Annotated in this window: 14 protein-coding genes and 1 CRISPR repeat array; of the genes, 5 read left to right on the top strand and 9 right to left on the bottom strand. The window is 48.6% G+C overall.

Annotated elements, in window-relative coordinates:
- Positions 1-1716: 1716 nt before the first annotated feature.
- The 8 genes from QZN42_RS07495 to cas3 form a co-directional block, all read right to left on the bottom strand.
- Positions 1717-2442, bottom strand: coding sequence for a hypothetical protein (locus tag QZN42_RS07495; RefSeq protein ID WP_296956059.1), 726 nt, complete (start codon positions 2440-2442; stop codon positions 1717-1719).
- 156 nt (positions 2443-2598) lie between these two features.
- Positions 2599-5510: a CRISPR direct-repeat array (repeat unit 34 nt; unit sequence ATTTCAATCCGCGCACCCCTATGTGGGGTGCGAC).
- A gap of 132 nt (positions 5511-5642) precedes the next feature.
- A complete protein-coding gene (gene cas2, locus QZN42_RS07490; protein ID WP_296956057.1) occupies positions 5643-5933 on the bottom strand; it encodes a CRISPR-associated endonuclease Cas2 in 291 nt (96 codons plus the stop codon).
- 2 nt (positions 5934-5935) lie between these two features.
- Positions 5936-6967, bottom strand: coding sequence for a type I-C CRISPR-associated endonuclease Cas1c (gene cas1c, locus QZN42_RS07485; protein ID WP_296956055.1), 1032 nt, complete (start codon positions 6965-6967; stop codon positions 5936-5938).
- Positions 6964-7629, bottom strand: a complete 666-nt coding sequence (gene cas4 / locus QZN42_RS07480; protein WP_296956053.1) for a CRISPR-associated protein Cas4 — start codon at positions 7627-7629, stop codon at positions 6964-6966. Before cas4 ends, cas1c begins: the two co-directional genes overlap by 4 nt.
- Positions 7629-8519 carry a type I-C CRISPR-associated protein Cas7/Csd2 gene (cas7c, locus tag QZN42_RS07475; protein ID WP_296956050.1) on the bottom strand — a complete coding sequence of 297 codons (891 nt, stop codon included), beginning with the start codon at positions 8517-8519 and terminating at the stop codon, positions 7629-7631. Before cas7c ends, cas4 begins: the two co-directional genes overlap by 1 nt.
- Before the next feature lies 1 nt (position 8520).
- Positions 8521-10320: a type I-C CRISPR-associated protein Cas8c/Csd1 gene (gene cas8c, locus QZN42_RS07470; protein ID WP_296956048.1), complete on the bottom strand. Its 1800-nt coding sequence runs from the start codon at positions 10318-10320 to the stop codon at positions 8521-8523.
- Positions 10317-10970, bottom strand: a complete 654-nt coding sequence (gene cas5c, locus QZN42_RS07465) for a type I-C CRISPR-associated protein Cas5c (protein WP_296956046.1) — start codon at positions 10968-10970, stop codon at positions 10317-10319. The genes cas8c and cas5c overlap by 4 nt, the downstream gene beginning before the upstream one ends.
- Before the next feature lie 16 nt (positions 10971-10986).
- Positions 10987-13194 (bottom strand): CRISPR-associated helicase Cas3', encoded by a 2208-nt coding sequence (gene cas3, locus QZN42_RS07460; RefSeq protein ID WP_296956044.1) that lies wholly within the window; start codon positions 13192-13194, stop codon positions 10987-10989.
- A gap of 1275 nt (positions 13195-14469) precedes the next feature.
- Between cas3 and QZN42_RS07455 the strand changes: the two genes are divergently transcribed.
- Complete coding sequence (locus QZN42_RS07455) at positions 14470-15375, top strand: LysR family transcriptional regulator (RefSeq protein ID WP_296956041.1); 906 nt, start codon at positions 14470-14472, stop codon at positions 15373-15375.
- An 820-nt stretch (positions 15376-16195) separates the two neighbouring features.
- Entirely contained in the window at positions 16196-16546 is a 351-nt protein-coding gene (locus QZN42_RS07450) for a hypothetical protein (protein ID WP_296956038.1), read from the top strand.
- 629 nt (positions 16547-17175) lie between these two features.
- Here the strand turns inward: QZN42_RS07450 and QZN42_RS07445 are convergent.
- On the bottom strand, positions 17176-17853 hold the full coding sequence (locus QZN42_RS07445; RefSeq protein ID WP_296956035.1) for a hypothetical protein: 678 nt from the start codon (positions 17851-17853) through the stop codon (positions 17176-17178).
- A gap of 285 nt (positions 17854-18138) precedes the next feature.
- Here QZN42_RS07445 and QZN42_RS07440 point away from each other — a divergent pair, with 285 nt between their 5' ends.
- The 3 genes from QZN42_RS07440 to QZN42_RS07435 all read left to right on the top strand — a co-directional run bounded on the left by QZN42_RS07440 (position 18139) and on the right by QZN42_RS07435 (position 20341).
- A complete protein-coding gene (locus QZN42_RS07440) occupies positions 18139-19188 on the top strand; it encodes an LD-carboxypeptidase (protein ID WP_296956033.1) in 1050 nt (349 codons plus the stop codon).
- A gap of 192 nt (positions 19189-19380) precedes the next feature.
- Positions 19381-19455, top strand: a complete 75-nt coding sequence (locus tag QZN42_RS10155) for a putative holin-like toxin (protein WP_363916462.1) — start codon at positions 19381-19383, stop codon at positions 19453-19455.
- Positions 19456-19714: 259 nt separating this feature from the next.
- Complete coding sequence (locus QZN42_RS07435; RefSeq protein ID WP_296956030.1) at positions 19715-20341, top strand: DNA-3-methyladenine glycosylase; 627 nt, start codon at positions 19715-19717, stop codon at positions 20339-20341.
- Positions 20342-20805 lie beyond the last annotated feature (464 nt).

Below are 20805 nucleotides of genomic sequence, written 5' to 3'. Positions count from 1 at the left end.
TGTAATTGGGGAGCTGTCTGCGGAGCAGACTGAGGGGTCGTACGATCGTACAAGTCGAAAATGTGCTGAATGAAAAGCCCACCCCCGGAGGGGAAGCCTGTCCGCGGAAATTTTGAGGCAATTCCGGTGAAAACGATACGTCATGAGCCTCATTTCCTGCAAGGCACACATGTGGCTGACTGACGAAACGATTTTGCACCAATTGACTCTATCGGTAAGCGAGAAGGCTCTCCCTCCGGGAACACCCCGAAGCGGGTGAGAGGGAAAATCGATTCGAAGAATCGATTTTCTAAGGTGGCGGCCTGATGCGGCGGGAGTATGGATGATGGACGTATAGTTGGAAGGAAACTATATGGTCAATTGACTTTTGAATCGGGGATATCGGGAATCTCGGGATTATCGGGGTTGTCGGGAAGGTGGCGCTGATGCGGCACGAGTATATATGGGGAATGTACACAGGCGATGTGGAAAATCCCGTACAAGCCGAAATGTTCAAGGCTCCCCGGGCTTGGGGAGCTGTCTGCGGAGCAGACTGAGGGGTCGTACGATCGTACAAGTCGAAAATGTGCTGAATGAAAAGCCCAACCCCGGAGGGGAAGACTTTCCGCGGAAATTTTGAGGCCATTGCAGTGAAAATGGTACGTCATGAGCCTCATCTCTTCAAGGTACGTACAAATTCAAAATTCTAACGTAAATCTAATAAAATAAATTTCCTTTTCTGTACTATATAGACAGAGAAACGAAGAAAGCCATGTGAAACCCTTCAGAAACCCGGATGTGCACACTCGATCGAACCGGGCGGAAGGGCGGAGCGGGCCGGATTCCAATCTCCCTCATACCGGTATGAAAACCAAAGCAAAAATAAAGAAATCCCCCGATTGAAAGACAAAAATCAAGCGTCAGTAACCTCACGACATGACAAACTTGTCGGCCTGCTGTCATACGGCAGCTCCGTCCCTGCGTGTCCAGGCCAAAGTCCCTGCAGCCGATTGATCTATACGGCCATGATTACCCCCGTCTATCCAGTCGGGGGATTTTCTTTTTTTGAGTCAATTTTCAGCTATACGGATAGAGTCAGAGGCGGTATTCGTGGGTTAGCCTCACCACGGCGAGCCCCAATACAGGCACTTCCGAGATTTCGTGATCCGTGGTTCGTGATGGTGTGCCGCTCCCGCGGCACGAATTTTTTATGGGGACTGTGCGCAGGCGAGTGTGAAATACCCGTTCAAGGCGTAACAGTCAGGCTCCCGAGGTGGCGTAGCAGCAGAAGGGGGCCGCGCAATTTTTATATACTGCACTACAGGTACAAAGTGTAACTGACTCATACGGAAAGCATGCTGCCGGGCACCTGTCCTGGATGGGAAGGTGTCTGCGGAGCAGACGGATAGGTGTTTTAGCGGTGCAAGTCGATAGTATCTCGCATAAAAATTACCAGTTCAGAAAGAGGGTCCCATTGGAGTTGCCAGTTTCCAGTTCCCGGAAGCTGGATTCTTCGAGACTTTGAGTTCTCAGCTGTCTTCGAAACCTTGCATTGTCCGGGAATGGGGACTCGGGACTCGGGTAGGTGCGGCGCATCAAAATTTGGAAGCGCCGCAATTTTTTATTCCCGCCCGCCCACCCACGGCTGCCGGCCTTCGGTCGGAAATTTTTCTTTCCCTGGAAAAAGGAAAGCAAAAAGCACCTTTCTTTCGAAAGGCGCTTTGACCATGTTTCCGGTTAATCATATTTCTTCTTGTTCTGATTCCACTGATAGTCCAGATCATACTTTTGCAGGTTAGTCATATCCAGTTTACCTGCAGCCGTCAGTACTTCGTAAGCATCGTCAATCTTCAGGTCCAGTTCGATCGAAATGTTATCAAAGTTGATTGGATAAAGCGGTACGGCCCAGCAGGCTGTCATGCTGGTCCTTTCAAATTGGAAGTCTGATCTGCGCAGCAGAACAGATTTTGTGGCTTTTGGGCCGACAACGATTGGAGGTTGTGATGAGGTGCCTGCATCCATGAATTTACCGGTATAGAAAGGCTGCCCCTCAAAATCACCCACCTTGATGGATGACTGATTCACATCAATCACAAGAGGCGTATCCTTATTATTTGTGATGGAGAGTGAAATCCCCGTAAGCGTGCAGGCAAATGTATTGATTTTGCCCCGGCTGTAGAAAATATAACCATTGGCCCCATTTTCAACCATGCCCTTTACAGTGGTATAGGGCAGACCTGATCTCCATTGAGTTCCATCTAACAAAGCATTCGTAATGATTGGCTTTGCCCGTAGTGTATAGTTTTCAGTCGATTTTTCAGCCAAAGTCGTAATAGCTCCATTGATTTCTGTCAAAGCTGTAGAAGCATTATAATCTTTAGACTTTATATCCATTAAGAGATTGGCTGCATACGCATTTCCGGCGATTCCCAGGGCTAAAAGTGTAAGTAAAAGCTTTTTCATACAACCGAGACTTCCTTTCCACCTTTGAAATGAAACAAAATACATCTGCTGCAACACGAAAACTGCTCTTGCTTATTATTATAGCAAATATTATTTAATAAACCCATGATTCATAGAAAATTACAATCAATAATGTGTACAATCCTAACAACTGGTAAGAAAATCCACGCACCCTTCTACGGGGTGCGACAATGATGCAGGTACAGGAGCTTCTAACCTTGCACAATTTCAATCCGCGCACCCCTGTGTGGGGTGCGACATTTAAACAATGGTGTACAGACGAAGGACAGGCATTTCAATCCGCGCACCCCTATGTGGGGTGCGACATCGGGGGCGAGAGCCGGTCCCGGGAAATTGGAGATTTCAATCCGCGCACCCCTATGTGGGGTGCGACGTACTGATAAGAGCAGGGGCGGCAGGGGTTACTGATTTCAATCCGCGCACCCCTATGTGGGGTGCGACCAGGTAAGCAACAAGGTCACCGACAGCGGAGCGATTTCAATCCGCGCACCCCTATGTGGGGTGCGACCGCCGGCCTCCTGTCCTGCGGTTTCGCCGTCGTTATTTCAATCCGCGCACCCCTATGTGGGGTGCGACTCAATCATTTCCGCCAATTTTTCGTATTTATCTATTTCAATCCGCGCACCCCTATGTGGGGTGCGACACTCATGTCATAAAGGTCATCATTGATATCGTAAATTTCAATCCGCGCACCCCTATGTGGGGTGCGACCAAGATAAGTCCACGCTGCTGACGCATACCCCATCAATTTCAATCCGCGCACCCCTATGTGGGGTGCGACTTGGGCCAGGGGGGAGTATATGCACCATTACAGATTTCAATCCGCGCACCCCTATGTGGGGTGCGACTGTGCGGCGTTTGTTCTTCTTCTTTCTTCCTTGGATTTCAATCCGCGCACCCCTATGTGGGGTGCGACGGGCGGTCCAGTAAATAACTGGATCGGGGCGTTTATATTTCAATCCGCGCACCCCTATGTGGGGTGCGACACCCGGTGTGGTAGTAAAGGCCGGTAATGGCTGCGATTTCAATCCGCGCACCCCTATGTGGGGTGCGACTTTTATTCCCGCCCCGGTACATCCCGGCATTATCGAATTTCAATCCGCGCACCCCTATGTGGGGTGCGACAAGATAAGTCCACGCTGCTGACGCATACCCCATCAATTTCAATCCGCGCACCCCTATGTGGGGTGCGACCTTCCGGCTCTTATGTTTGGGATTTATAAAGCCTATGATTTCAATCCGCGCACCCCTATGTGGGGTGCGACTTGCCGTCAATCCTATGGGGATACTGAAAAGAATCAATTTCAATCCGCGCACCCCTATGTGGGGTGCGACGATAATAAAGGTGATTTTTATAGCGTTGTACTGATTTCAATCCGCGCACCCCTATGTGGGGTGCGACTTCCTTGCGGCCTTCTGGGCCTTATCCTTGTCCACATTTCAATCCGCGCACCCCTATGTGGGGTGCGACGGTTATAGAGACCGGAATAGAAATCGTTAAAAGTTATTTCAATCCGCGCACCCCTATGTGGGGTGCGACATTCCTTGCGACCTGCTGGGCCTTATCCTTGTCTACATTTCAATCCGCGCACCCCTATGTGGGGTGCGACATAAATCAGTAAATGATCTTTGGGCCGTATATCTTATTTCAATCCGCGCACCCCTATGTGGGGTGCGACTGTCTGCTATTCATGGCACAGGTTCCCTCCAGTCAATTTCAATCCGCGCACCCCTATGTGGGGTGCGACACCAGTCTCTTGCGTCTTCGATTGTTGGTTGAACATTTCAATCCGCGCACCCCTATGTGGGGTGCGACCAAGTAGTCGCCGGAGTGGCCTGTCTCATCCATGAATTTCAATCCGCGCACCCCTATGTGGGGTGCGACCTGGACTATATCGGGCGGGGCGTTGGTTATGGATTTCAATCCGCGCACCCCTATGTGGGGTGCGACTCGGTTTATTGATAAAACCGGCGGCGGACTCATGTGATTTCAATCCGCGCACCCCTATGTGGGGTGCGACAACAGTAAGCATTTCCTGTGGATTACTAATTTTATTATTTCAATCCGCGCACCCCTATGTGGGGTGCGACAAGGTTATTACCTTCTTATTTCTGAACAATGGGGATTTCAATCCGCGCACCCCTATGTGGGGTGCGACTGCAGAAGAATGGACTTGCCACGAGGAGGACACGATTTCAATCCGCGCACCCCTATGTGGGGTGCGACCTCCTTAGTTGGATGTAAGTTCTGCCCGGTCAATATTTCAATCCGCGCACCCCTATGTGGGGTGCGACGTTGCATGGCTCATCCTCTGGGCCATGGCCACCCATATTTCAATCCGCGCACCCCTATGTGGGGTGCGACGAATCAACCCGAGGACCCTGTACAAATGGAAGCAATTTCAATCCGCGCACCCCTATGTGGGGTGCGACCCTGGTGGAAGGCATCAAAGCTTACTGCCGTATATTTCAATCCGCGCACCCCTATGTGGGGTGCGACTAGACCTGGCAGCCAAACGAATGACGACTTACTGATTTCAATCCGCGCACCCCTATGTGGGGTGCGACAAAGACATAATGAATAAGCCTGTCCGTATTATCGATTTCAATCCGCGCACCCCTATGTGGGGTGCGACGTCTGGGCCGTGACTGCTACCCCTCCCCTTAGGGATTTCAATCCGCGCACCCCTATGTGGGGTGCGACTGGCATTGTAGCGGCGGACGGCGGCCCGCCATATTTCAATCCGCGCACCCCTATGTGGGGTGCGACCGGGCGGTCCAGTAAATAACTGGATCGGGGCGTTTATATTTCAATCCGCGCACCCCTATGTGGGGTGCGACTTTTGCCACTATTACAGATAGTGACGGCAAAACAATTTCAATCCGCGCACCCCTATGTGGGGTGCGACTTCCGGCTCCCTGTTCAATTCCTGTTCAAATTCACTATTTCAATCCGCGCACCCCTATGTGGGGTGCGACGACTTGTCACGAGGAAGACCCAGATGCCAGCATTATTTCAATCCGCGCACCCCTATGTGGGGTGCGACTGTCTATGGTTAAGGTTCAGTATTTATCGCAGGATTAAGATGCTTTTCTGCGAACCTCTTCCTTTTCCATATTCCAGCCTCGAATTTATCGGTAATTTCGAGGCCTTTTCTGATGTGAGCTTGTACTTCGCATCAGAGTATCAAGGTATCATCAGGTGCTTCGACCTCTTTGATTCCAAGATGAATGATTTTTCCATGGAAGTGATTTCCCAGATTGTAAAATCTGAGGCTGTCACTATCCATGTCAATCAGTTCTTTAAGCTGACCTTGAATGGTAACAAATTGTGCTTCGTTCAGGGAACATTCAAAGACGGAGTTTTGTACTCTTCTGCCATAGGATTCACAGCATTTTGCCACTTTCCTGAGTCGTTTCCTGCCGGCAGCTGTTTCGGTATTCACGTCATAGGTTATAAGTATCAGCATGATTATTGTCCAAGAAAAGCCGGATACTGATCCAGATCGTTTCGAATAAATTTGGCCAGAAGCATGGCTTGCGCATAGGGGATAAGTCCTCTGGCTATCTTTTCCTTTAGAAATGGATGCTGAATCTGTTCTTTTTTCTTTTCCTGCCATTGTGCCAGGAATTTCTTGCGTCCATCGTCATTAAGGAGGACTGCTCCATTCTCCATGGTTTTGAAGTCTTTTGCGTTTACAATTCGGTTGTTGATCAGGGTCAGGACAAACCGGTCTGCTGCAGGGCTCCTCAGTTCTTCCATGAGATCCAGGGCCAGGGAAATCCTTCCCGGCCGGTCTCTATGAAGGAAACCGACGTAGGAGTCAAGTCCTACCGCCTCCAGAGCATTGGCGCAGTCATGGGCCAGGATGGTATAGGCAAAGGATAGAAGGGCATTTGTCCGGTCAAGGGGTGGTCTTTTATTTCTGCCGTTGAAGAAAAAATGCTTTTTATCTGCCAGTATCATTTGCTCAAACAGTGAAAAGTAAACTTGTGCGGCGTTTCCTTCGATTCCCCGCAAAGTTTCCAGTGAATCCGCTCCAAGGGCATCGACGGCTGCCTGCCTCAGAATATCGGAGGCTGTGTCAAAGGCTTTTTTGTCAATGGAGAGAGGATGATCCCGGAATGTTCTTCTAAGAACGACTCTTTCGTTATAGATTTTGCCGGCAATCATGCAGGCTGCTACACGTGCAGATTTGTTTTCATCATCGGAAATGCGGTATTGTTCTTTTCTGAGAAAGACATTGCCATTACTTTTTCCATTGATTCTGGCGAGAAAATGACCTTCCGGAGTAAGAAAGCATAGTCCAATGTGTTTTTCTGCACAGGCGCCCATAAGCTGGGGACTGGCACCGCTTCTGCTGAAGGAAATAATATTTTCCAGATTGATCATCGGAATCTTCTGTACGATTTTTCCGTCTTTCCAGGCAGCAATATTTGCATTTTCCAAAGAGAGGTAGATGTCGTCTGAGAGGATGTATAGGGTGTTCAGAAGTTTCTTCAAAATTTATCCTCCAGTATTCGGCTATAATAATCAGAAACGTTCGATCCGGCCATCAGTTTGGGAAGGCAGATGTCTTTCAGGGAGCAGGATTGACAGCGTTTATTCCTTTTCACTTTGGGAATGAAATGCCTTTGGTAAATGGCATGCATTTCAGCAGCTGCCTTTCGGACCTTTTCTCTCAGTTCTTCTGTCAGGGGAACGGTCCTTCTCCTTCTGATTTCATGGTAGAATATATCGCCCTCGGGAATATAACAGGAAAGCATCTCTTCAAGGCACATGGCTTCCAGACACAATTGGAGTTCATCGGAGTCATCGGTTTTATCTTTTCCCCGTTTATATTCGATGGGGCGGACGAACCAGGTGCCGCGATGACCCTGCAGGATGGCTCCGCTCCCGCTTTCATCGCGGGTAAACTCCACTACATCACACTGTCCAGTCATCCCTAATGCCGGAGAGGCTACCCTGAGGCCCCTGATGATCAATACACCATTTCTTTTTTCTGAAAAGTCCGTATCATGAGCATTTTTATGAATCAGTTCACCTTCTGCCGTCAGTCTGTTTTCGTCCCATTCCTGATTGATGTGTATCAGGGCCCATTGCCGGCGGCAGAAAGCAAAATGCTGAATGCCGGATATCATCAGATAATCTTCTTCGGCGTACATCAGATTTTCTGCTCGATATGAACACCTTCGGGGAGATTCTTTTCATCGATTGTCACTTCATAATCGCTGAAGGCTCTCGGTACGGCTACTCCTTCTTTCTTCTGAACCTTCACTAAGTCAAAGAGTTTATAGGAGGGAGCATTGCCAAGAAGGCTGTCATGCTTAAATACGATGAGTTTCCTTACGGCCATATTTCCTCTGGCTGCTGAATGGTCATCTTCGAACATATTGATGATTGCCTGCCAGAGGAGTTCGAGGTCATCTTTTGTAAATCCGGTCTTCTTTGCCAGGTTTGCCGATACATAGCCTTCGGCCTGATAAAGTGCATAGGGGACGATGTATTTTCTGCCCATTTCATTCCGTTTGTTTTCGGCATCTTTTTCTGTGGTGATTGCTACACGGGTAATGGTGATTTCCTGAGGCAGCACTTCATCGATGGAGCGGGCAAATCCAAACTGTACCGGGCCTCTGACCTGGCCGCAGTTCAGTGCGCCCTGTACGAATGTAGTCATGACTGCGCCAAAAGTACGGATATCATAAAAGTTCTGGCACATATAGCCGCAAATCTTGTTATCAATATCCTTGTCTTTTTTCTTGGCATCTTTCATGTCTTTAACGCCTGTATATTCAAGAGCTTCTTTATCATTTAGATTCAGGGGTACTTTTTCCTGAATATAGATCCGATGGCCTTTTTCATTTCCGGTCGTTTCGGCCCAGGCGGTCACATAATTTCTGATTTTTCTCTTCAAGCAGACGTCGGTGACAATTCCCAGTCCTGTTTCTGCGTCAACTCGGGGCATATTCCCTGCATCAGGATCACCATTGGGATTGCCGTTAATTACATCGAAAAGAACGATAAAGTCATATTTATTGGAAATTACGTCTGCCATGTTAAGCTTCCTCCTTCTTGGAATATCTTGTCTGTGTTTCCTGGTAATAACCTAATATAAATGCGCCCTGTTCTTCCAACGATAGTCTCTTTGGGAATGGGGTTCCGCTATCCGGCATTGAAATCAAGGACAGTAAAGACTGAAGTTTTTTGGAATCGTTAATACGAAAGGCCTCGTTTCTGATTTTCTTCAAGTGTGCATTGGCCAATTTGAGAAGTACCGGATAGGTGACTGCCGGTGTAGCGCAGGCAGCATTGAAATACCGGTCTTTGATTGTAGAAGAAATTCCAGGATTTGCCTCTTGCTGAATGCTTTCAAGAACAGAGAACAACCTGCCAAGCACATACGGAATTTCTTTACAGTTTTCGTTTACTTTCATTTGTAATTGACCCTCCCATCTCGTAGTATGATTCTTTAAAAGATATGCTTTGATAAATCCGGCTTTAATATAGCTGATTTTTCTATATGTAATAGTTCCATTATCATTTTTCTCGTCATGGTCTGAGAATATCCTGAGCAATATATTCTGATAGGTAGTCTCCGGATATGGCTGTCCGTTGAATACTGCTTTCATAAGCATACCGGCCATGACAGGAGAGGCTGCTGAATCCCTGGAATGATGATTAGCTGTTTCGGAAAGCAGCTGCCAGAATGGAATCCATGGCTTTCTATTCGGAGGCCCTTCAATGGTCATTCTTTCCTGATGATTCCAGACATTCTTCATAGCCTTGCCAAAAGAATTCCTGATGAAGAATCTTACTGCCACCCGGGCAGCATTTGGCGCCAGTCCCAGAATGTAGAAGGGTTCTTCCGGGTTCAGCTCGTTTTCATTCAAATCTGCAGGAATTCCCTGGACCAGATTACTAACTGCCCGGTGAATATCCTCATTACTGATGCCGCAGTCTTCTCCATTTGCATAACTGTCAAACACATCCATATACAGGGGCTGTGCGTTTTCCGCCCAAAAGACAATAGTCGTATTTCCCAATACTTTGACGTGCTTTTTGTCCGCAAGAAGATGATTTAATGCTGCCCCATAGGCAAATGCTGCATATTCACTGACCGGTGCATTAAGTCCCTGATCTTTGTTATGTCCATAGGATTCGAAGGAAGGTGCATTGAAGGATACAAGTGCTGCCCCGCTGCTCTGTGCGTCCCTTATACCTTTCAGGTTCGGGTGAAGCACTGCTATAGGCTGGTTTTCTAGTCCTGTTACCAGGCACTGGCCTTTAGGCCTGGTTCCACTCTTATCTTTTTCAGTTCTATAACGTTCCCATGCTTTCTGAATTTCTGAATCTTTGATTACATCGCTTCCTTCATATTCAAAGATGAAGTTGGAGGCTTTGTATACATCGTCAAGACGAGCCGCAATTATTGGATTGGTTGCAGCTTTTTCAGGGATCCAGTTATCAAAGAAAGCCAAGACCGCTTTTGCCGCTGGTGACTGACAGGAATCCAATATTTCATGGTGAAGCTGTTTTGATGCTTCAAAGCAGCGTTTTGTCCTGTCTTCTTTCCCTTTGTTATCAATGCCCAGAATATAAGAGTTCGTATCACATAGGAAATTGGGGGCTATGCCAACACTTCTTTTCACAGGCTGGGGAACACTCATCTCGGGAGGTATTTCAATTTCCTTTTTACCTCGTGCAACTTTCACTCTGACTGAGAGGATGCCAAGGAGCTGTCCCTTATTACCAATGACCAGACGATGGGATACTTTTGATTTGCCCCATCCCGGGGATTCTATTTCGCCCTGGGTTTTAAGCTCTTCATAGAGGTGAACAAGTGCCTGCAGTATCATTTGTGTACCTCGCAATCCCTTAAATCCATGACTCCCTTATCCAGTCTGGCATGGAAAAAGGAAGGTGTAATGTGTGCAGGGTCCTTGTAATCCATATCGTAAAGCATATATCCCAGGTCTCTTGTTTCCGGATAAGGATTAATGATTTCTTTATCTTCGACCAGCCTGAAGGCAGCAGGAAATTCGCGGCAGCCAAAGTATGGCTGATGGTAACACTGGCCATTTCTGGCCCGCCTTCTGAGCATTTCACAGAATTTACCGGGATTGTCCTCAGGGGATGCCTTATTAGTCATCTCAAAATGAACTGTTATACAGTAATGCACATCCTGAAGTACAAGAGCTGCTCTCTGTACTATATCTTCTGATGTGTACAAAGCTGTCGGTTCTCCGGTCTGTGCAGACTTCATCACTGTTGAGGCAAGTATTTTTGATTTCACTTCATTTCTTCGGATATTTGTCGTCTTAATTGGCGCAAGAAGGTCGATTTCATCCACTACATACCGAAGCCCCGGGTGCCAGAAGATGGCTTCCACCAGACCTCTGGCGGCAGAAGGTGTCATTATATCATAGGTGACTCTTTCCACTTTCATTTCCGGTCTGGTAAAGCATGCATACCGGCCCCAGCATTCTATGCGTGTCCCAAATGCCATGAAATATCTCCTTTCTTTATAACATGACGGCCATTCCCTCTTCATGGGTGTAGGTCAGTCCTTTGATTTCATCATAAATGCCCTCATTTCGGGCAGGGGCTGTAAGAACGGCTAATTCCTCATCAAGCGGTTCGATATAACCGTCATTCCTGAGCTGTTCATAGAGCGCGGGGATCTGTTTTTTTACACTGCTCTGGACGTTAACCATGTATAAAGAAGCCTTACGCATGAGTTCCCGCGTCCGAATGCCCTGCCTGAGTTTTTCTTCGAGTTGTTTCGCCTCCTCATTCCAGGGAATAAATACTTCTTTCGTGTAGTCCTCTATCAGTTTCATCTTCTTTCCTATCGTTTCAAATTCAAGATTTTTAGAAAGTCCTATCATGTCTTTCTCATCAAGTACAGCTTCTTTTGTCTGGTATAACTCATGAAAATAAATGCCAATTGCCTGAGGGGAGGAAATATCGGAAACTACTTTTCCGGCTATTTCAGATGCCTGTTTTTCCTGCTGCATGAAATGGGATTCCTGATTCTTTTCCGTATTGAATACGTGGACTATACTCTCTTTCCAATTTCTCTTACCATTCCTGTTGCAGCGGCCGGCGCCCTGTATGATACTGTCTAGTCCTGTCATTTCTATAAGTACGGTAGGGAAATCTATATCGACACCTACCGAAATAACCGAGGTAGAAACGACCCGGCAATTTTCCCCTTTTAAAAGGGCTTCTTTTATTTCTGATATAATTTTCTTGCGATGGATGGGGCATAGCTGGGTGGACAGGTAGTATAAACCTGCACCGGTATCAAGCATCTTTTGCAGTGAATCGAAGATTTTTCCTGCTTCGCTCTTTGTTGTACATACGCAAAGGACCTGATTTTCATCTGCCATTTTTCCGGCAATTTCCTCATAGTCCAAGGTTCCGTCATTTTTATAATTGACCCTTTTGAAAAACTCATACATCTCATCAATATCTGTCATGATCTCACGGGGCTTATTTTTGTTTTCAAGAAACTGCCCCAGTGGCGGCTGTGTGGCACTGCATAAAAGAAGTGTACAATTCCAGTCATCGACAAGTCCCTGCAGAGCTCTCATGACGGGTTTCATGAAATTAACCGGAAACATCTGGGCTTCATCGAAAACGATTACGCTATTTCCTATATTATGCAGCTTCCTGCAGCGGGAGGTGCGGTTTGCGAAGAGGGATTCAAAAAATTGTACATTGGTAGTAACGACGACCGGCGCATCCCAGTTCTCTGCAGCCAGTCTTTTTATTTCCATATTTTCATCATTGTCATCGTATTCTGCCTGGCTGTGAGCTTCGATAATATCTTCGGGCGGAAGAAATTCCCGGAAAACATCAGCAGTCTGCTCAATAATAGATGTATAGGGAATTACATAAATGATTCTGCGCTTTTCTCTAAGTACCGCATGGTGAAGGGCAAATGCGAGAGAAGATAAAGTCTTTCCTCCTCCTGTAGGTACCGTCAGTGAATAAACTCCACTTTCAAGAGATGCAGCTTGTATACACTCATTTAAAATATGAGTTCTTTTTTCATTGATCGGGGTATCCGGATCAAAGTATTTTCTGCTTTTCAGTTCGGTAAGAAGTTTTTTCCACAAATATGGAATGTCATGAAATTGACCGCGTGAGATTTTTCCGCGATTCATGAAACTTTCTGTATCAAGAAAGTCCGCATCCACCAGGCAGGAAAAAATCATTCGTATCAGAAGAGAAAGTTTGATCGGATCATTTTTTATATCATTTGCAGGAATAAATGAAATATTTTCCGGATCACTTATTTCCTTCATGTAATTTCCATAATCCGGTATTGCTTTTTTCAATCTTGCCAGCAATGTCCGGTTCATGCCGGAGAGGTCTCCCTTTCCACCCAAATCCGGAATTCCTGCATGGTGACCGGCAATACAAAAAGCTCCAATTAAGGAAAGAATTTTCAATTTTCTTTTTTCTCGATCAAGCAGTTGAGCACCCGCCGTTGAGTGATCTACCTTTGCGGTCCTTTCGCCTCTTATATACTTTTGAAATTCGTCTGAATATTTACCTATATCGTGATAGGCGCCAATTAGAGCCGCTTCCTTCTCCAGTCCAAGCGGCTTCCCAAAGTTTCCGGCCATTTGGGAAACATGGTCCAGATGATCACGAAGCAGCTGCGGTTCACTGCCGTCATTTGCGCAATGGGCAATAAAGGTAGTCTCTTTATCTGTCATCAATTCCTCCAAATTTCCAAACGGTTCAGAAAATCGGTATCATTATCTAGTTGTTTATATTATAACATTTAAGTATGACATTAACTGTCTAGCAAATAATCTAATTTACAGATTGCACTAATCAAAAAATATTTTCAGGTGAACATCTAAGCTTTAATTCTGAAGTCAAGTAGTCTCTTTTATTTATTTTACTACTCTATTCATTCCTGCGTGTCTCCCTGTGAGAGACAATTAAGCGCTGAAGATCGATTATAAAGTTTAGGGACGGGACTATAAAAAGCGGCGCCCACAAATTTGCGCCGCACCTGCCCGATAGCCACGATAGTCACGACAATCACGATGGGATGATTGTTTTTAAGATGCACCGGCCGGAATGCAAGACAGCCAGGCCTGACGCTCCCTCCGGCAACTGGTAACTTCCATGGGCCCCTCTGGCAGTTTCCATGCTTCCCGGGTAGAGCGCTGCGCTCCCTCGCTCCCCGCGCGGGGCCGGGAATACTCTTCAGCTCTCGTGCGGGAGTACTCGGACACGCGGGGCCGGGAATACAGGTACAAGCCGCAGCTGTAGAGCCACCGCCTGTCAGAAAAGGTTTTCATCGAATACTCGGAACTGGCAACTTATATGCGACCCAAATATAAAAAATGCGTTGCTTCACGAATTGTACGCCGCACCTGCCCGATAGCCACGATAGTCACGACAATCACGATGGGATGATTGTTTTTAAGCTGCACCGGCCGGTATGCAGGACAGCCAGGCCTGACGCTCCCTCCGGTAGCTGGCAGCTTCCATGCTCCCCGGGCAGAGCGCTGCGCTCCCTCGCTCCCCGCGCGGGGCCGGGAATACTCTTCAGCTTTCGTGCGGGAGTACTCGGACACGCGGGGCCGGGAATACAGGGACAAGTCTCAGCTGTAGAGCCACCGCCTGTCAGAAAAGGTTTTCATCGAATACTCGGAACTGGGAACTGGTAACTTATATGCGACCAAAATATAAAAAATGCGCTGCTTCATGAATTGTGCAGCGCACTACCCCGACTCCCGAATCCCGAGTCCCGGACAATGACAGGCCACTGAAAACAGCTGGTCTCTCAAAGTTTCAACGAACTCAGCCTCTGGCAGCTGGCAACTGGCAACTTCCATGCTTCCCCGCATGCTTCCCCGCCCGACATTCTTTCAAATTTGTAAATTGTATTCCATCTGTATTATAATAAGAGCAGGAAACCACGTGAAAAAGGAAGTTATCATTAGTTTGTATTCTGAAAAGGAATAAAATATACTATGGAGAAAGACGACATTCTGGCTTTTCAGGCGCTTGCGAAGTATGGGAGTTTCACCAAAGCTTCGGAGGCTCTTTTCATTGCCCAGCCCACGCTTTCGAAGAAGGTGGCCAATCTGGAGCATGAACTGGGGCTGACGCTGGTGGAGCGGACGAAGCGGTACGCCCGGCTCACCTATGCGGGCATTGTATTTCTGGAGGAAAGCAAATCTCTCCTGGCCCAGGAGAAGAAGATGGTGGACGCAGTCCGTGAGGCGGCCCGGGCAGGGGCTCAGTCTCTCCGCGTGGGAATCATGGGTACAGGCCTTGCCAGGAAGTACCTGCCCTTCATCCGGGCATTCAAGGCAAAACATCCGGCGGTAGCCCTCCACCTGGACCTTCTCGATTTCCGCCAGATCCAGGATTCTCTGCGGACGAGCCGCCTGGACTGCGCCATTGCCGGCGATCTGGGCCTCTCCTTTCTGGACCCGCTGGAGACCGAAGAAATCGGCCGGTCCGGACATACGCTCCTCCTTCCGGCGGATCATCCCTTCCTCACGAAGAAGAGGAAAGTTTTCAGAAGTCTGGAGACGGAACCATTCCTGGTGCTTCAGGGGAAATCGTCCTATAAAGGACCGGATATGGTGAAATCCATCTGCGCAGGCTGGGGATTTGCCCCGAAAATAGAAAAAGTCTGCTCCACAGTGGAAGAAATCCTCTTCCAGGTAGAAGCAGGCCAGGGGATAGCCATCCTCCCCTCCTTCGACTGCCCGCCTGATGGGACCATGAACCTCGCCTCCATCCCCCTCACGGAAGAAACAAAGACACTTCCCACCGTCCTTGCCTGGAACGGAGGAAATAAAAATCCCGCCCTCCTCCTCTGGAAAGAAGAGCTGCGGGGATTCCTCGAAGGAAAGAAAAGTGAGTAGGTTTTAGCAATCAGCAGAAATACGCGCAAGACCAGATGCAAAAATCCCCCCTTGAAAGGGGGGATGCCGAAGGCAGGGGGGAAGGCTGAGGATTGACTGCTGAAAATGGCAGAGTCACATGAGCAGGCATACATCAATCATCCCATCCGTCAGCTTCGCTGACACCTTCCCCATCTGGGGAAGGCTTTTCACTTCAGGCGGCTTCACCGCCAGATGGAAAAATTCCCCCTTGAAAGGGGGGATGCCGAAGGCAGGGGGGAAGACTGAGGCTTGTTTGACGAAAACGTTAGAGTCACACGAGTCGGGAAGGATCAATCATCCCATCCGGGGAAGGCTGACCACATGAGAACGCTGCGCTCTCTCCGCTCCACGCGCGGGGCCGGGAATACAGGGGCGAGACGAAATTGTAGAGTCACCGCCTGGGCAGAAAGTTTTTATCGGATACCGGAAACCAGGAACTTCTATAGGAAAAGGATCGCCTTGTACCGGTAGATGAACTTACCCGCCTCCGCTGCGCTCCGGCACCCTTCCAACACTTGGAAGGGTGGTGACCTGCAGCATGCTTTTCACCTGAGGCTCTTCCGCCTCGTACCTGTAGTGCAGAAAATATAAAAGACCCTGCCGGGAATACAGGGGCGAGACGCAAATGTAGAGTCACCGCCTGGGTAAAACCATTTTCAGCACAAGTGCAGGCAATAGCCCGTGCGCGAAGCGCACTAAATAAGATTGGTTTCCGCAGGAAACCATATCCTTCCCGCAATCCGCAATCCGCAATCCGCAATCCCCAATCCCTTATCGAATGAAGCAAAGGAACGCACATATGAAACAGGAAACAACCTACGACTTCCCCCTCCGCTATTTTTCCGTCACCACGGTAGCGAAGGAATTCACCCCGAAACCGGACCTTCCGGATGGGGGAAATATAGATCTCGGCACCCTCTTAGGTGCCATGTCCGAAGCAAAGAGCGAAGTCTCGGCACTTACGCCCTATTTATTTCTCCTCTTTGAGACGGAAGAAAAGAAACCCTGCTGGCAGTACCTCGATATGGCGGGCCAGCTGTCTCATCTCCACTACTGCGACGAACCGTCCCATGTGCTTGTGAAGAAAATCACCTTCGACAACGGAGCGTATATGTACAGGGTGGAAGAGGTATTTCTGTGCAGGAAATAATAGTGGTAAGTGATAAGTGGTAAGTGGTAAGTGAAGGTGGGCGCCTGAAAATTATATAGGCGCCCATTTTTGATTTTTAACTTTTATTTTCAGTGACTTTTGAATCGGGGTGGTCGGGGTGGTCGGGGCGGTCGGGATGGTCGGGGTGGTCGGGAAGGTGTGCCGCTGATGCGGCACGAATATATATGGGGAATGTACACAGGCGAGGTTGAAAAGCACATAAAAGTCGAAAAAGAGATAGATGGTGAACGTTACGCTCTCTCGGGAGATCTTCTCCAAAGGCGGCCTTTGGCCGCCAGATGCGAAAATCCCCCCTTGAAAGGGGGGATGCCGAAGGCAGGGGGGAAGACTGAGGCTTGACTGCTGAAAATGGCAGAGTCACATGAGCAGGCATACATCAATCATCCCATCCGTCAGCTTTGCTGACACCTTCCCCATCTGGGGAAGGCTTTTCACTTCAGGCGGCTTCGCCGCCAGATGGAAAAATCCCCCCTTTGAAAGGGGGGATGCCGAAGGCAGGGGGGAAGATGGATGAGGCCTAGCGGAAGCGTTAGAGCCACATGAGCAGGGAAGCAGCAATCATCCCCCTCCGGGGAAGGCTTTTACTCTGGGCTGTTCTTTCCGGTCTATTATGTGCCTGTACGTACAGGTACGTTATAAGGAACGTTTGAGGTATCTATATTTCCAAAATCGTCGGTCAGGGCTTTCAGGTGATCCATCTTGACGAACCATTGGGTCACGCCGAAGAAGGTGTGATGGCAGTGATAGAAAATCACGTCTGCCAGGGTATAGATTTCGGAGAGGGCGATTTTTCTGGCTTTTGGTGTGTCGAAGTGGTAGTCCCGTATCTTTTCGCCCTGCAGGCTGTACGAGGTGATGTCAGTTACGGCCAGCTGCATCCCGGTATCCTCCTCCACCAGGGAGAGGGTATCCTTCATGAGTTGTTTCTTTTTTTCATCCGTATCAAAGAGGGCGGTCTTTTTCCCGCCGGCCGCTTCTTTCACCAGGGTTTCTTCGCTTCTCTTCCAGTTATAATCGAGAAGGGTCCTCATCTGATGAATGGCCCCGGCCCTTTTGTCCACGTAGTAAAAATTGACTTTGATCGTATAATGGGGCGGCGCATACCGGATGGATTCGATGGACTCTTTGTCGAAATACCCTTTCACTTCCCCGCGGGAGGCGGCAAGCACGTAGCGGGCCGGATTTCCCTCGATTTCTTCCGGGGAGGGACAGTCCGCAGCCTGTGCGCTGAAATGGAAGAAAAGGGTGGTAAAGAGGAAGAAAAGAATGATTTTCAGATATTTCATGATGCCTCCTGTGAAACAGATTTCATTTCTCTATTATACGTCCGGAAATAAGAGGCCGCAATTCCGGGAAAGAGGGATTGGGGAAATATCATTTTACAGGAGACCGCATATGACAAAGTGATCATTTCATAGTTATCAGTGAAGGAGGCCCATACCGGATGGAACGACAGGCCATTTTTACATAATTTTCATAAACTGAGAACTAACAACTAACGACTTCTTTCCCCTGAAATGTGCTATACTCAAATAGCGCCTGCGGGCGACTTTATTTCTTAAGAAGGCAGCATGCATTATTTATATCATATATATAGCAGGTACAAACTGTATATCTTTCCGCTTCTCCTCATTCTGGCGGTGGTCCTGTATTTCTTTCCGTCGGAAAAGCCGGTGGAGAGGGAGGAAGTGCGGCAGAAAGTGTCCGCCCTTCACCCGGGGGATACGATCGGGGTGCTGGCGCCGGCGGCTCACGGGGGAATGACGGACTACACCCAGTCTCTAACGCTTTTGGAGGAGCTGGGGTACCGGATCCGGCTCGCCCCTTCGGCCACCGCCGATTACGGATTTCTGGCGGGAAATGATGAGGAACGGGCGAAGGATCTCAATGATTTCTTCAAAGATGATGAAATCAAGGCCATCCTCTGCCTCCGCGGGGGTTACGGCTCTGCCCGGCTCCTGGACAAGCTGGATTATGAAATGATTGGGAAACATCCGAAGATGCTGATCGGTTTCTCCGATATCACCGCTCTTCATGCAGCCCTTGGCGAAAAGGCCCATATGGTCACCATCCACGGACCTATGATTTCATCCTTCAAGGACTGGAGTTTCACCGAATTCACCCTGTACAATTTCGAAAACGGACTCTCCGGCAGCCTGCCGAAAGGTCCCGTGCGCCTTCCTTACGGAAGGACCCTGAAGACACTGAATCCCGGGAAAGCCACAGGAATCCTTTCGGGAGGCAACCTTTCCGTCATCGCCTCCCTCTGCGGCACGCCTTATGAACTCGAGGGAAATGGAAATATCCTGGTCCTCGAAGATACGGGGGAAGACCCTTACCGCGTGGACCGCATGATGCAGCAGCTCTACCGGAACGGACTCCTTTCACGGGTTTCTGCCATCGTATATGGAGATTTCTACAGCCCAAGTCCTGCGGAAGGGGAATTTACGGTGGAAAAAGTCCTTTCCTACTATGCGGAACTTTCCGGGAAACCGGTGATTTCCGGCCTTCCCATAGGTCACGGTCCGGATAATTTATTTCTCCCCCTGGGCGTGAAAGCGACCGTGGAAGCGGGAGAAGAGGGCGCACAGCTGGTGGTGGAGGAGAGCTATTTGAAATAAAAGTGGTTAGTGATTAGTGGTTAGTTTTAGTTATCAGTGAAGGGCATCTTGAATGATCAGGATGCCTTTTATGATTTTGAATAAAATAAAAATCCGGCAGGTGCCGGATTTCGTGATAATTTATAGAACATATGGTATAATTTGACCGAGGTAGTCGACATTAGGCTTTACTCTCCCGCAAGGGGTGATGCTATGAGTATCTACGAAACATTATCTCTGATGATTGCTTTCGGTGCACTAATAGCATGCATTATGAGAAACAAGTAATGAATTCATTGCATTGAAAAAAGCCTACCCAAGGCTTAGGCGGCTCTCTTCAACTGATATCGAACAAGAGAAAGCCTGTCCTTTAGCGGAGGATATTTGTCGGCTGCCTCTTTTCTATGGATATTATACCATAGGCCTGCAAATTTTTGTCAGTGAATTTCGTCTCTGATGAGGACTGTTGAACATTGAAATGCAGCCTGTACCGATGGATTGAGAAACTGATAACTTTTAATCCGGACAGGATATAAAGAGGTTTATCATGATTATTTACGGAAAAACGGAGATGGACTATATTTCCTCAAAAGACCCGATTATGAGGGAGCTGGTCGCCCATTACGGTCATATCGAGGCGGGAGCGCCGGCGGGTATCTTCGAATCCCTGGTGAATCATATCATCGGGCAGATGATTTCCGATAAAGTCCGCTATGTGATTGATGGAAGAGTGAGAAAAGCAGCCGGGGCCATGACCCCCGAAGCCCTCCTGGCCCTTGGAAATGAAAAACTCCGCGCCTGCGGCCTTTCGGGAAGGAAGGTGGAATACATCCTCGATTTGTCCCGGAAAGTAAAAGAGGGGACCCTCCGGCTGGATGATCTGGACTCTCTCTCCGACGAAGAAATCATCGCCCGCCTCACCTCCCTCCGGGGAATCGGCACCTGGACCGCGGAAATGATCGTCCAGTTCACCCTGGGCCGGCCGGACATCTTCTGCAAGTACGACCAGGCCCTCAGAAACGGAATGATCAAAGCCCACGGTTTCAGAACCTTAAGCGACCTCCGCTTCCACCGGTACAAAAAGAAATACAGCCCCTATGGCTCCATCGCCTCCCTCTACTACTATGCGGTAAACGACGATGAAACAGGGTGGAGGCCGGTTGTTGAACGGTAAATGCGGGAATGCATAGGAGCCGTCAGACGCAAAATAAAGGGAAAAGGGGAGGTGGCCGCTTCAAATTTGAAAAGCGGCCAGTTTTATATGGGCCTTTGGCCTGCAGGTGAGCGAAAAGACGGATTTCGGACTTCGGATTTCGGGAAGGCGGCGCTGCGGATGCAGCGTTTTTTTATTGGGCTCTGCACAGGCGGATTTGAAAAGACCAAAGGTCTTTATCCCTGCCAATCGCAGTGGTCCGACTTCCCGAGAGGCTTCCTGCCAACCTGCAGAGTCGGCTGCCCCATCTTGCAGATGTCCGAACCCATGACGTACCATTTTCATCGGAATTATCTCAAAATTTTCGCGGAAAGGCTTCCCCTCCAGGGGTGGGCTTTTCATTCAGAACATTTTCGACTTGTACGATCGTACGACCCCTCAGTCTGCTCCGCAGACAGCTCCCCAATTACACATATCGGCGCCGT

It is taken from the genome of uncultured Dialister sp., assembly GCA_900314595.1.
Taxonomy (GTDB): domain Bacteria; phylum Bacillota; class Negativicutes; order Veillonellales; family Dialisteraceae; genus Dialister.
This window is presented reverse-complemented; position numbering and strand designations above follow the sequence as displayed.

What these genes read in the sequence shown, in the direction of transcription:
- QZN42_RS07440 (WP_296956033.1), top strand. Translation starts at nt 18,139, where the DNA reads ATGCATTATTTATATCATATATATAGCAGGTACAAACTGTATATCTTT.
- cas5c (WP_296956046.1), bottom strand. Translation starts at nt 10,970, where the DNA reads ATGGCATTTGGGACACGCATAGAATGCTGGGGCCGGTATGCATGCTTT.
- cas7c (WP_296956050.1), bottom strand. Translation starts at nt 8,519, where the DNA reads ATGGCAGACGTAATTTCCAATAAATATGACTTTATCGTTCTTTTCGAT.
- cas2 (WP_296956057.1), bottom strand. Translation starts at nt 5,933, where the DNA reads ATGCTGATACTTATAACCTATGACGTGAATACCGAAACAGCTGCCGGC.
- cas8c (WP_296956048.1), bottom strand. Translation starts at nt 10,320, where the DNA reads ATGATACTGCAGGCACTTGTTCACCTCTATGAAGAGCTTAAAACCCAG.
- QZN42_RS07495 (WP_296956059.1), bottom strand. Translation starts at nt 2,442, where the DNA reads ATGAAAAAGCTTTTACTTACACTTTTAGCCCTGGGAATCGCCGGAAAT.
- QZN42_RS07455 (WP_296956041.1), top strand. Translation starts at nt 14,470, where the DNA reads ATGGAGAAAGACGACATTCTGGCTTTTCAGGCGCTTGCGAAGTATGGG.
- QZN42_RS07445 (WP_296956035.1), bottom strand. Translation starts at nt 17,853, where the DNA reads ATGAAATATCTGAAAATCATTCTTTTCTTCCTCTTTACCACCCTTTTC.
- QZN42_RS07435 (WP_296956030.1), top strand. Translation starts at nt 19,715, where the DNA reads ATGATTATTTACGGAAAAACGGAGATGGACTATATTTCCTCAAAAGAC.
- cas4 (WP_296956053.1), bottom strand. Translation starts at nt 7,629, where the DNA reads ATGTACGCCGAAGAAGATTATCTGATGATATCCGGCATTCAGCATTTT.
- cas3 (WP_296956044.1), bottom strand. Translation starts at nt 13,194, where the DNA reads ATGACAGATAAAGAGACTACCTTTATTGCCCATTGCGCAAATGACGGC.
- QZN42_RS07450 (WP_296956038.1), top strand. Translation starts at nt 16,196, where the DNA reads ATGAAACAGGAAACAACCTACGACTTCCCCCTCCGCTATTTTTCCGTC.